8 protein-coding genes and 1 pseudogene are annotated in these 12,412 nt (G+C 73.7%); 6 read left to right on the top strand and 3 right to left on the bottom strand.

Translation table 11 applies throughout. The features are described from left to right. Positions 1-85 precede the first annotated feature (85 nt). Together LQ326_RS31920 and LQ326_RS31925 are read left to right on the top strand one after the other, a co-directional pair. A pseudogene (locus LQ326_RS31920) lies at positions 86-292 on the top strand (Uma2 family endonuclease); the annotation flags it as partial. 140 nt (positions 293-432) lie between these two features. Then, positions 433-957, top strand: coding sequence for a GNAT family N-acetyltransferase (locus LQ326_RS31925; protein WP_234542531.1), 525 nt, complete (start codon positions 433-435; stop codon positions 955-957). Here the strand turns inward: LQ326_RS31925 and LQ326_RS31930 are convergent. After that, a complete protein-coding gene (locus LQ326_RS31930; RefSeq protein WP_234542532.1) occupies positions 954-2,345 on the bottom strand; it encodes a M1 family metallopeptidase in 1,392 nt (463 codons plus the stop codon). The genes LQ326_RS31925 and LQ326_RS31930 overlap by 4 nt on opposite strands. A gap of 71 nt (positions 2,346-2,416) precedes the next feature. Between LQ326_RS31930 and LQ326_RS31935 the strand changes: the two genes are divergently transcribed. Next, on the top strand, positions 2,417-2,917 hold the full coding sequence (locus tag LQ326_RS31935) for a hypothetical protein (protein WP_234542533.1): 501 nt from the start codon (positions 2,417-2,419) through the stop codon (positions 2,915-2,917). 142 nt (positions 2,918-3,059) lie between these two features. Further along, a complete protein-coding gene (locus LQ326_RS31940; protein ID WP_234542574.1) occupies positions 3,060-8,270 on the top strand; it encodes a hypothetical protein in 5,211 nt (1,736 codons plus the stop codon). Between the two features lie 317 nt (positions 8,271-8,587). Here LQ326_RS31940 and LQ326_RS31945 read toward each other — a convergent pair whose 3' ends face one another. Together LQ326_RS31945 and LQ326_RS31950 are read right to left on the bottom strand one after the other, a co-directional pair. Then, the gene (locus LQ326_RS31945; protein ID WP_234542534.1) at positions 8,588-9,274 is read right to left on the bottom strand and encodes a pentapeptide repeat-containing protein; all 687 of its coding nucleotides are present in this window, start codon (positions 9,272-9,274) and stop codon (positions 8,588-8,590) included. Positions 9,275-9,349: 75 nt separating this feature from the next. Further along, positions 9,350-10,228 (bottom strand): aminoglycoside phosphotransferase family protein, encoded by an 879-nt coding sequence (locus LQ326_RS31950; RefSeq protein WP_234542535.1) that lies wholly within the window; start codon positions 10,226-10,228, stop codon positions 9,350-9,352. A gap of 34 nt (positions 10,229-10,262) precedes the next feature. On the opposite strand from LQ326_RS31950, the gene LQ326_RS31955 reads away from it, so the two are divergent. After that, positions 10,263-10,919 (top strand): rhomboid-like protein, encoded by a 657-nt coding sequence (locus LQ326_RS31955; protein ID WP_234542536.1) that lies wholly within the window; start codon positions 10,263-10,265, stop codon positions 10,917-10,919. Between the two features lie 10 nt (positions 10,920-10,929). Further along, a complete protein-coding gene (locus tag LQ326_RS31960) occupies positions 10,930-12,348 on the top strand; it encodes an NAD(P)/FAD-dependent oxidoreductase (RefSeq protein ID WP_234542537.1) in 1,419 nt (472 codons plus the stop codon). Positions 12,349-12,412: the final 64 nt, after the last annotated feature.

Genomic DNA, 12,412 nt, shown 5'->3' on the forward strand with positions numbered 1-12,412 from the left:
AAGGGAAAGCGCCCCGCCTCCCCCGACGCTCACTCATTCGCGCCAGAACACACTCAAGCGCCATCGACAGCCAACTGTTCACAACCCCCTGATCGGCGTCCCCGTCCACGCGCTCTTCGACCCCCGCACCGGCACCGGCGCCGTCCTCACCGACATCCACCCCACCCCCGACGGCCCGCGCTACGCGACCTGCAAGGACTTCGTCTACGGCGAGGACGTCACCATCGGCGACTGGACCATCTCGACCGACAACCTGCCGCGCTACGGGGACAGGACGGGCGAGCAGCACTGAGCAGGTGCGACTGTGACCGGCGACAGCCGGCGTGAGCACAGGCGCGCGCTCCAGAGAGACGATCCTGCCGCGTCCGGACGCGCTGCCCGCACGCGGCCGCCCGGCCCCGCCGCGCGAGCTCGCCGGATAGGTTGGCCGATATGATCCTCGCCCCCGTCCCCCTCACCCCCGACCACGACATCCCGGCCCCGGTGCTCTCCGAGCTCACCGCTCTGTACGCCTCCAACCGGGAGTTCCAGGCGCTGAGCGGTGACTTCCCGGATCCGGAGGACATCCGGCCGGAGCAGGTGGCCGCCGAGCTGGCCGACGAGCTGGCCAGTCCGGACGTGGAGGTGCTGCTGGCACGGGCCGAAGGGCGGCTGGTCGGAGTGGTCGTCACGCTGGCGCGGCATCCGGATCCGGCCGACCCGGATCCGTGGATCGGGCTGCTGATGGTGGCCGCGGGGGAGCACGGGAAGGGGTACGGGCGGCGGATCGCGGGGGAGGTCGAGCAGCGGTTCCGGGAGGCGGGCCGGGACGCCGTGCGGCTCGCCGTGCTGGAGAACAACCCGAAGGGACTCGCCTTCTGGAGCGCGCTCGGGTACGAGGTGATCGGCCGTCGTCCGGACCGGCAGCACGGACGCCCCTGTGCCGTGCTGCGCAAGGAACTGGGTACCGGCGATTAGGGCCGGGACGGCTTTGCGGCGCCGTACAGCCAGTCCTCCCAGATCGCGGTGAAGTCCTTGCCCGGTGCCTTCTTCTCCACGTACGCGGTGAACCCGGCGGTGTCCGCGTTGCCGTGGCGGTGGGCGGCCGCCCAGCCCTGGAGGATGTCGTGGAAACGGTCGTCGCCGACCGTCTGCCGGATCTTCTGCAGGACCATCGCGCCCCGCACGTACACCGGCCGCTCCGAGACGTACGCGGCGCCCGGCGGCTTCGCGGGCGGGAAACCCCAGAGCGTCGCGTCGTCCTTGGGGGTGGCGTAGAGCTTGTCGAAGGACTCCTGGGCGGTCAGCCCGTCGTGGTCCTCCTCCCACAGCCACTCCGCGAAGGTGGCGAAGCCCTCGTTGAGCCACATGTCCCGCCAGGTCTTCGGGGTGACGGAGTCGCCGTACCACTGGTGGGCGATTTCGTGGACGAGGGTGTCGGTGTCCGGGGCGCCGGGGAAGACGGGCCGGTTCTGGGTCTCCAGCGCGTACCCGGCGTCCTCCGGGCGGTCGACGATCGCGCCGGCGGAGGAGAAGGGGTAGCGGCCGAAGTTGTGCTGCTCCCACGCGATGATCTCGGGCAGCTTCGCCAGTACCTCACGGCTCGCCTCCGCCTCGGTGGGGTCGACGGCCGTGTACACCGGCAGGCCGTCGGGGAGGGTGGAGCGGGTGACCGTGTAGTGGCCCACGGCGACCGTGGCGAGGTAGCTCGCCATCGGTTCGGCGGTGTGCCAGACGAAGGTGGTCAGGCCGTTCTTCGTCGTCTCGCCGCGCAGCTCTCCGTTGGAGACGGCCTGGAGGCCTTGGGGGACGGTGATCGTGATGTCGTACGACGCCTTGTCGGAGGGGTGGTCGTTGCCGGGGAACCAGGCCATCGAACCGACGGGTTCGCCGAGGGCCAGCGCGCCGTCGGCGGTCCGCAGCCAGCCCTCCTTGGAGCCGTCGGGGTCGGTGAGCGTCTCCGGCCGGCCCGAGTAGCGCACGGTCGTGGTGAAGGTCTCCCCCTTCGCCGGGTCGTCGTGCGGGCGGACGGTCAGCTCCTGGCCGGCGCGGTTCCAGCGGGCCTGCCTGGCCCCCACGGTGACGTCGTCGACGTTCAGGCCCTGCAGGTCCAGGTCGAAGGCGGTCAGGTCCTGGGTGGCGCGGGCGGTGATGACGGCGGTGCCGGTGAGGCGGCGGGTGCCGGGGTCGTAGGCGAGGGTCAGGCCGTAGTGGCCGACGTCGTAGCCGCCGTCGCCCGCCTTCGGGAAGTACGGGTCGCGGAGGCCCGCGCCGCCCGGGGTGCCGCGGACCCCGCCGTCGCACGCGGCCAGCGCGAGGCAGAGCAGGGCTGCCGGGAGCACCAGCCGGTACCGGGGAACGCTCATGGTCGATCGGGGCACGCTTGTGGTCGATCGGGACATGTTCGTGATCGTAGGACGCGTGACACCATCAGCCTGTGCTCGACATCGGCTACGCCCTCTCCAACCGTTTCCCGGACCCGCCCCAGACGGACTACCGGCGCGTGGACGTCCACGCGTTGCGCCACGACCTGTTCTGCGGGGACGTCTACCTCGCGGACACCAAGGCGGACCGGGAGCTGTCCACAGCCTGGGGATGGGTGCCGGTGCTCGACTTCGCGTGGGCGCTGTGCGACATCGTGGAGCGGCTGGACAGGGATCCGGCGGGGTCGCGGGCCGCCCGGCCCCAGCACGCGGAACTCGACTTCACCGAGTCCACCGACCGCATGCTCTTCGAGCGCCGCTTCGGCTGGGTGGACATCGAGGCGGACTGGATGCCGGCCGAGGAGCCGCCCCTCACCTTCTCCCATGCCGAACTGCGCCGGGAGGCACGCGACTTCCTGCACGACCTGATCGCCGACCTCACCGACATGCACGAGGAGCTGGCCGACAACCCGGCAATCTGGACGCTCCAGGCCCGCTTCCCGAGGGTGTCGTAGCCGCCCGGACGGACGCCGTTCCGGGCGGCTGAACGACTGTCGGTTGTACGGGAGTTGACCGGCCGCTGAGGCGCGGGTGACAAGTGAGGCGGGAGTCGGCGGAAGCCGTTCCGCAGGTCCCGGCCCCCCATACGTTGACTCCGTGCGGACGCAGCGACAGGCAGGCGACAGCGGAAAAGACGCCTCTTCCGGGGTCTCGCGGGGACCGGCCACCGCGAGTCCGGCCGGCTCCTCGAAGCCCCTCGGGCCCCCGGAGCACGCGCTGCTCGCCCTCCAGGGGACCGCGGGGAACATGGCCGCCACGCGGGCGCTGCGGGACGCGAAGGGCAAGGGTGCCGTCCGGCCGCCGACGGTACGGAACCGGCCCGTGGCGCCCGTGGCTCCCATCCCGGAGGAACGCACCGACCCCGGCCTCGTCCTGCCGCCCTACCTGATGGACTTCCAGGCCGCCGGGCTGTCCACGGCGTACGGGCTGACCGGGCAGGAGTTCGTACGGAACGCGGTGGCCGCCGTCGTCGGGCACGGCGACGGCACGGTCGCCGACATCGGCGCCGAGCTCGCCGGCCGCCCCGAGTCGTTCTACGGGCAGGGCCGCGCCTTCGCGGTCCAGGGCAAGGGCGGCAAGGAGTGGTACGACGTCACCGTCACCGTCTCCCGCGCCGCCGACGACCGGCCGCCGGTCTTCCACCCCGGGGACCTGCTCGCGAACACCGTGCCCGACCCGGACGGGGCGCCGCTCGCCGCGGTGGACGAGGCGGAGGGCAAGGACACCAAGGTCGACGTCCAGCACAACACCGCCACCACCGTCGCGACCACCGCGAGCGGTGGATCCAGCAAGGGCTCCGGCGGTATGGCCTTCGGGCTCGCGCCCGTCGCGCCGGGGTTCTGGATGGGCGGTGCCGCACTGGCGAACGCCCAGCCCTGGCAGTCCTCGCGGGAGTCCCGCAGTCAGCGCAACGTGGCCGAGCCGCGGGTGCTGCGCAGCGACAAGGGCTCGGTCGAGGCGCCGCGCAAGGTGCGGTACGGCGTACGGATCAAGAAGCAGGGCGCGCCGACCGCGCAGACCTTCCACGGCTCGGGCACCCTCACCCAGCGCGTCCCCACCGAACACCTGGTCCCGGCCGGCACCGGGGCGCCCGCCGCCCCGCAGCCCGTCGGCGCGGACACCGCCCGGCACGTCTCGCTCGCCGACTCCCTCGCCCCGGTCGCCGTCAGCGACACCGCCGCCCCGCACCAGGGCGGCGGCGGGCTCTTCGACACGGTCGCGTCCGTCCTGCACCCCTCGCTCACCGCACCCGGGGCCCCCGGCCGCAGCCGCCTCTACGAGGCCACCTCCACGGCGACCGTCCTGGAGGACATGCCCCGGCTGCTGCGCGACGGCGTCACCGGCGAGGACCTCGCGGCCAAGGACGGCGGCACCGTGGGCAGCTACCGCATGCACGCCGAGATCACCGGCATGTCACCGGCCTGGGGCACCGGTGGGACCCAGTTGCGCACCCATCAGCAGACCCAGCACACCGTCACCGAGAGCGCGGGCAAGGGCCGCGCCGTCACCGGCGGCCTGGGCCCGGCCATCGGCGTCGGGGCGGCCGGCAACGCGGCCGTCCTGCGGGGTACGGCGATGCCGGTCGCGGCGGCCCGCAAGGCACGGTTCACCGTGGCCGAGCAGACCGTGTCCAGCCGTCAGGGCGCCGAGGTGCGCGGCGACAAGGTGCTCTACCTCACGACGGTCCGGATCACGGCGGAGGGCACCGGACCGCGGTCGGCCGAGATGATCCTGCGCCCCGGAAGCCGGGTCGCCCGGCACTCGATGCGGGTGTGGATGAGCCTGCGCGCCGACGAGGCACAGTCCCTCGGGCTGCCGCTGCCGCCCGGCACCGAGGCCGGCGAGTTCATCGAGAAGCCGAAGCGGACCGACGAGAACGGCAACGAGGTCGACGTCGAACGGCACCTGCCCTTCGGCGCCATGGGCTCCAGCGTGACCCTCAGCCGGCTCGACACCGGGCCCATGGTGCGGGCCGTGCGGGAACTGTTCGCGACCGATCCCCGGCTGGCCGGCTACCTGCCCCCCTTCGGTACGGACCCGGTGGCCTCGATCCCGAGCAAGGAGGAGGCCGCGCTCCAGCGGCGCAACCACCGCGAGCTGATGGCCGCCCTCTCGGAGACCAACCTGCGGGTCAACAAGGACCAGCTGACCTCGACCGGCATCCGGGTACGGCTGCGCCGCAAGACCACCCTGCACTCCCACGACGTGCAGATCCGCGTCCGCGGGCAGCTCCGCGAGACCGGCTACCTCGGCGACACCGACAACTGGCTGGTGCGCAGCCACTCCGGTGTCACCACCAACGCGCAGAGCGGACGCGGCAGTTCGCGCTCCATCGGCGGTCTGGTGCTCGGGCAGGCCAGGCTCGTCCCCGGCGTCCTGACCGGCTCGGCCCGCTACGAGAAGCACCGCTCGGGCACCCGCCGCAACCAGGCCGGCCCCACCACGCGCACGGACATTCTCACCAACGGCTCCGAGAAGGCGAGCACCTTCGGGGCGGCCCTGCGCCTGGACGTCGACGTCACCATGACCTCCCGGCAGCGCAAGCTGGGCCGCGCCCTCACCCCCGGCTCGCCGGGCCAGGACACGGCCGAGGCGAAGCAACTGGCGGGACTGCACCTGGACGAGCAGGACGTCCGACTGGTCACGCCGACCGAGTTCACCCTCGACGACGAGGGCAGGCGGCGGCAGGACGCGGTCCGCGGCGGACGGCGGGCGCAGGCGCCGCGGCCGGAGTACGCCGTCACCGCCGAGGGCATCGGCGACCTGGCCGGCCTCGTGCCCCGGCCGTCGGTCGGGCAGCCGCTGCGCGACTGGCAGCTGGTGGAGACGGTCGGTGACGGCCAGGCCGTCCGGGACCTCGCCTTCCAGCTGCTGTCCAGGGCCGCCGCCCGCAACAAGGGCGTACGCGAGGATCCGGCGCTGCAGACGGAGGGGCTCGCGCCGCGGCTGGCGATCGAGGAGCGGTTCGGACCGCAGGCCATCACGGCCTCGCTGCGGCAGGCCGCGTCCTCCGGGTGGGTGGTGAAGAACCTGCGCTATCCGCGCCGGCTCGCCGCGCTGAACGGGGCCGTGGGCACCCGGCTCACCCTGACCAACCCGAAGTTCGTGCACCGGGGCGCCGGTCCCGGTACGGAGACCTTCGTGCTCGGCGGCCACCAGGCGGCCGGCCAGGAGGGTCGGGGCACCACCAGCACCTGGCAGTTCGGCGCGACCGGCTCGGAGAACGGCGCCGAGTGGCGCACCGGACAGGGCCTGTCCGGGAGCCACACCACGAGCGAGGGCGACGCCCGGGCGTCGGCCCTGTCCGGCACGGTCGAGCGCAACGCGCACACCCCGAAGAAGGCGCCGCTCTACCTGGTCCAGTGCGACCTGCTGGTCACCATGGTCGCCGAGGTCAAGGTCACCGGCGGCGGCCCCTACGTGGCGACGGCCGCCCGCACCCTGCCGGCCGAGGCGGCGGTCTGGCTGACGGAGGCGCAGCTTCCGGCGCCGATCCGCCGGCAGCTGAAGCTCGACCCCGACCCGGAGCTGATGTCGCCGCCGTCCCGGACGGCCGCCGAGAGCTCCCGGGCGGGCGCCGAACGCGAGGCCCGGGAGGGGGCCCGGGGAAAGACCCACGCCACGGGCACGCCCACGAACACGGACACGGACACGGACACGGCGAGCAAGGCAGACAAGGCGGACAAGGCCGGGCCGTCCACGGCCGGGCCGCGGCGCACCGGCGGCCCGTCCTTCTCCCGCGCGCTGCCCCTCGGCTTCGGCATGGTCGAGAACCTGCCGAACTTCGTGCCGCTGCTGGCCCGGCTGCGTACCCGCCTCGCGGAGGGCGGGCAGCAGAGCCTCGCCGACGACCTGCTGCCCCGGCAGCAGCTCGCGGACCGCAACGACAACGTGCAACGGCTGCTGCGCGTCCTGGACCGCGACGGCAGCGCGGGACTGCTGTCCGGCGCGATGGACGGCGGGGTCACCGTCGAGCTGTTCGACGGCCGCAGGACCCCGTACTGGGCGGTGTTCAAGGTCAACCGGCTCGGCGACGGCACCCGCGAGGGTGCGGCGGACGACGGCCGGGACATGGAGTACATCACCGCGGCCGTCGCCCAGCAGGCCGCCTCCCACGACGAGGGCGTGACGACCGGCGTGGAGGGGATCCTGGCCGGCTCCGGCAAACCGGACGGCGGTGCCGGGCAGCTGAAGAGCACGGGCGGTGCGGCGGGCCTGGGCGTCGGCTCGGGCGGCTCGCGGCGCTCCGGCACGGCGAGCCGCGGCCAGCTCGGCATGAAGACGGTCGCGGAGGCCAAGACCGCGAAGTCGTCGCGGATGCGGGTGCCGATCGAGGCGACCCTCGAACTGCACAAGGGCGGCCGCCGGATCGCGCTGGTCTCACTGGGCCGCCAGGCGCTGACCCACCGCGTCCTGGACAAGGACCTCGCCGCCCTCGCAGGGCTGACCGCGCCCCGCCACCAGCCGGCGGCGCCCGCTCCCGGCCCGGGGGACGACCGCCCGGCCGCGCTCGGCACCTGGCGCTCCGCGGGTGTGCGGCTGCCGATGGAGGCGCAGGTGAACGGCTTCCAAGGGGCCCCGCAAGTACGGGAGCTGGTCGGCTCGGCGGTCCGGGAGGCCGGCGGCGGTGACCGCTTCCGGAGCACGGGCCAGGCCGCCGCCTACACCCTGCGGGAGGCCGTCTCCACCGAGTGGCTGATCGCGGCGCTGCCGCTGCTGACCTCGGCCGGGGCGGAGCTGCCGCCGGTGCACGCCACGGGGGTGGAGGGCCAGGACCTGCGGGCGTCCCTGCACGCGCGGCTGCGGGACGGGCGGGTGCTGGGCGTCGGCGACAAGATGACCTTCGAGACGGTGGGGCAGAGCCATCTGGACGCGCCCAGGCCCACCCAGACGGACGGCCTGAGCTCCGCCGACCAGGGCCGGTCGGCGCGCGGGCTGGCGGGCGCGGGGCTGCTCAACGCCGACGAGTTCCGCCTCAACCAGCTGATGGGCAACGCCGGTGGTGCGGGCGGCGCGGCCGACGCGGCGGTGAACGCGTCCGGTTCGATGCCGCTGCACAAGCCCAAGGCGGCGTCGGTCCTCGTGCAGTTCACGCTGGACGTGCGGGTGGTGGCGAGGGTGACCAACCGCGTGCGCTCGGGCCGCACCGGCACCGCCGTACGGGAGCTGACCCTCCCCCGGCCGGTGGTGGTCCGCATGCCGGAACCGGTGGTCCGCCGCATGCTGGCCGCCCAGCAGACCAGCCTTCAGGACCCGGACGACCACCTGGGCCTGCGGAAGAAGGCCGCGCCCCCGCCCCCGGCCTGAGCGAGCGCCCGCAGCCGGCGTGCCGACGACCGGCGTGACAGCAGCCTGCGTCACGACGCCCTCCGTGACGGCAGTCTGCTTGAGGGCGGCCGGAGCGCTCCGGTCTGAGCGCTCAGACCGGTCGCGGCTGCGGGGCGGCCGGGGGCGGGCCGGCGCGGGCTGGTCGCGCCCCTGCGGCGGCCCCGCCCCCACGGCGATCACGCCCCACGGCGGCCCCGCCCCCACGGCGATCACGCCCCACGGCGGCCCCGCCCCCCGGCGGTAGCCGCACGTCGGCACCGCCCCGTGCGCTCACGGGGTGCCGGCCCCGAGGCTGGTCATCCCTCCACCCGGATCCCCAGCTGTGCCGCCAGTACCGGTGCCAGGTCCAGCAGCTGGGACATGCTGATCACGGCCCCGGCCAGTCGCTCCACCCCGCTCGCGATCTCCAGCGAGGCGGCGCCCCGCAGATCGACGTCCTTCATCGTCACCCCCCTGAAGTCCGCCCCCTTCACCGTGCAGTCGGTGAACTCCACCCGCTCCAGCACGGCGTCGCCGAAGTCCGGTTCCACCAGGACGCAGCTCTCGAAGACCACGTCTCTGATCTTCGCCGTACGCAGGTTGAGGTAGTCGATCTTGCCGCCGCGGATCACCACGCGCTCCAGGACGGCACCGTGCAACTGGGTACCGCCCAGCCGGGCGTCGACCAGTTCGACGTCGCGCAGGGTCGCGTCGGCCAGGTCGGTGCCGACGCCTCTCGCCCCGGTGAGGACGGAGTCCAGCACGCGCGCGTGCCGCAGCCGCGTCTCGTCGAAGGCACAGTCCGTCAGCGCGCAGTCCATGAAGCGGGCGCCCGCCGCGTCCTGACCGGCGAAGTCCGCCTCCCGGAACTCCTGCCCGTCGTAATCCCCGTCCGGCTCCAGCTCACCCCCGTCCCACGGCTCCAGCCCGGGCAGCCGCACCTCCGGCCGCCGTGCACCCCGCACCCCGCCGCCACCGGCCCCACCGGTCCCTGTCCTCGCCATGCCCCCCATAGTGCAGGCCCCCACTGACAATCGCCGCGACCTGCGAAAACACCCCGTACGAGGTCGGTCAGCCGATCAGCCGAGCAGTCGGCGGGCGATCTCCAGCTGTTCCTCGCCGGGCCGGCCGCCGCCCTCGATCCTCCAGACCGCGTTCTGCAGCACCCGGCCCAGCGTCCAGGCGCGGGCCCGCTCCCGGTCGAGGCCGAGGACGTCGGTCATGGCGTCGAAGCGCCACCGCACCTCCCCGGCGTCGAAGCGGTTCCACAGCGCCGGGAAGAGGTCGAAGCCGGGGTCGCCGGCGAGCGGCTTGGGGTCGATGGCGAGCCAGGGGGCGCGATCGGAGGCCAGCACGTTCTCGAAGTGCAGGTCCCAGTGGAGCAGCCGGTCGCCGGGTTCACCGGCGACCTCCCCCAGCGCCGCCGCGCAGTCCCCGAGCAGACGCCGTTCGGCGGGCTCGGGGTACGCGGCCAGCGCCACCGCGGCCCGCTCCCGCAGCCGCACCGCGACGTCAGCGAGGCGGCGCAGGCCCTGGGGAGCCTCGGCGGCCGTCAGCCGGGCCAGCAGGCGGGCGACCACCAGGGTCGCCGCACGGGAGTCCGGCAGATCCGCGAGCCGCCGTCCCGCGTCGAGCCGTTCGAGCAGCAGCGTGCCGGTCTCGGGGTCCGCGCGGAGCAGCCGGACCGCCCCCGCTCCGCCCCAGGCGCGCAGGGCGACCGGCTCCCCGGCCGTCTCGTCGTCGACGTCCTGGAGTTTCAGTACCGCCCGGACCCCGTCGTCGGCCCGCAGCACCGGCAGGACCAGCGCGCAGCGCCCGTACATGGACGGGCCGTCCGGCCGCAGCCCCCACCGGTCCAGGAACCGCTCGGCCCGGCCGGGCAGCGCGGCGACGAAGGCGCGGCCCGCCGCTCCGCTCCGCTCGTGCCAGTTGATCAGTTCGTCCGGAATGTCAATCACTCACCCGACGTTACGGTCGTGCATGAATCGCCTCATGCGATTTTTCCGGGAACTCGGCGGCGCGGTGTGGGCGTACGTCCGCAGCGCCCCCGGTACGTACGCCTGGCTGGCGATTCTCTTCGTGACCACCGTCGCGCTGCACTACATGTCGCCGGAGTTCGAGCAGCAGTTCCTGCGGCAGCGGTCCACCAACATCCGCGAGCTGTCGGACAACCCGGTGCGGGCGCTGGTGGCCAGCGCGATGTGGATCGACGGCGGGCACTGGGTGCCGTACGCCTTCCTGTACACCGTCTTCCACGCGCCGGCGGAACGCTGGCTGGGTACGGCGCGCTGGCTGGCGGTGTGCGTGACCGCGCACGTCCTGGCCACCCTGATCAGCGAGGGCGCGCTGCTGAAGGGGATCCACGACGGCATCGCCCCGCACTCCGCCGTCAACACCCTGGACATCGGGGTGAGTTACGCGCTGGCCGGGGTGATCGCGGTGCTCGCGTACCGGATCGAGACGCCCTGGCGGTATCCGTACCTGGCGGCCGTCCTGCTCGTCTACGGGCTGCCGCTGACCGAGTCGCCCACCTTCACCGACCTGGGACATTTCGTCGCCGCGCTGATCGGTCTCGGCTGCTATCCGCTGGTCAGGGGGCGCGGAAAAGCATGGAATCCGAAGGAGACACTGGCCGGTCTCAGGGGTTAGCGTCCAGGTCATGACCAGCTCGGCAAGCAGTTCGGCAAGCGGTGTCGTCAACGGCGGCATCTCCTTCTGGTACGCGGACGACGGCCTCCCCGCGGTGCGCGAGCCGCTCGCCGGTGACGCGTCGGCGGACGTGGTGATCGTGGGCGGCGGATACACCGGCCTGTGGACGGCGTACTACCTGAAGAAGGCCGCTCCCTCCCTCCGGGTCACCGTCCTGGAGCAGAAGTTCTGCGGCTACGGCGCCTCCGGCCGCAACGGCGGCTGGCTCTACAACGGCATCGCCGGCCGCGACCGGTACGCCGCGCTGCACGGCCGCGAGGCCGCCGTACGCCTGCAGAAGGCGATGAACGACACCGTCGACGAGGTCGTGGCGGTCGCCGCGGCCGAGGGCATCGACGCCGATCTGCACAAGGGCGGGGTGCTGGAGGTCGCCACCACCCCGGCCCAGCTGGCCCGCCTGAAGGCCTTCCACCGGCACGAGCTGTCGTACGGCGAGAAGGACCGCGAGCTGTACGGCGCCGGGGAGACCCGGGAGCGGATCCGGGTCGCCGACGCGGTGGGCGGCACCTGGACCCCGCACGGCGCCCGGCTGCACCCCGTGAAGCTGGTGAAGGGGCTGGTGGCGGCGGTGGAGGCACTGGGGGTGCGGATCCACGAGTCGACCCCGGTCACCGAGATCCGGCCGGGGCACGCCGTCACCCCCTACGGCACGGTCCGGGCCCCCTACGTCCTGCGCTGCACCGAGGGCTTCACCGCGAACCTCAGGGGCCAGAAGCGGACCTGGCTGCCGATGAACTCCTCGATGATCGCCACCGAGCCGCTGACGGCGGAGCAGTGGGCGTCGGTGGGCTGGGAGGGCCGGGAGACCCTGGGCGACATGGCGCACGCGTACATGTACGCGCAGCGCACGGCCGACGGGCGGATCGCGCTCGGCGGGCGCGGCGTGCCGTACCGGTTCGGGTCGCGGACGGACAACGACGGCCGCACCCAGGAGGCGACGATCGAGGCGCTGCGGGAGATCCTCGTGCGGTTCTTCCCGTCGCTGGCCGGTGTCGCGGTCGAGCACGCCTGGTCCGGGGTGCTCGGAGTGCCGCGGGACTGGTGCGCGACCGTCACCCTGGACCGTGCGACGGGGCTCGGCTGGGCGGGCGGCTACGTCGGATCCGGGGTCGCCACCACCAACCTCGCGGCCCGGACCCTCCGGGACCTCGTGCAGCTCGACTCCGGGCAGGCCGGGCGCACCGACCTGACCCAACTCCCCTGGGTCGGGCACAAGGTCCGCAAGTGGGAGCCGGAGCCGCTGCGCTGGCTCGGCGTCCAGGGCATGTACGCCACCTACCGCGCCGCCGACCAGCGCGAGCGCCGCCACCCGAGCACCGCCTCCTCCCGGCTGGCCCAGGTCGCGGACCGGGTGGCCGGCCGGCACTGAGGCCCCCCGGGCCGGGCGCCCCCGGAAACTCGCTGAGGCTGTGTCACACCTGTGTGCGACCATC

This window comes from Streptomyces shenzhenensis (genome assembly GCF_021462265.1).
GTDB classification, from domain to species: domain Bacteria; phylum Actinomycetota; class Actinomycetes; order Streptomycetales; family Streptomycetaceae; genus Streptomyces; species Streptomyces shenzhenensis.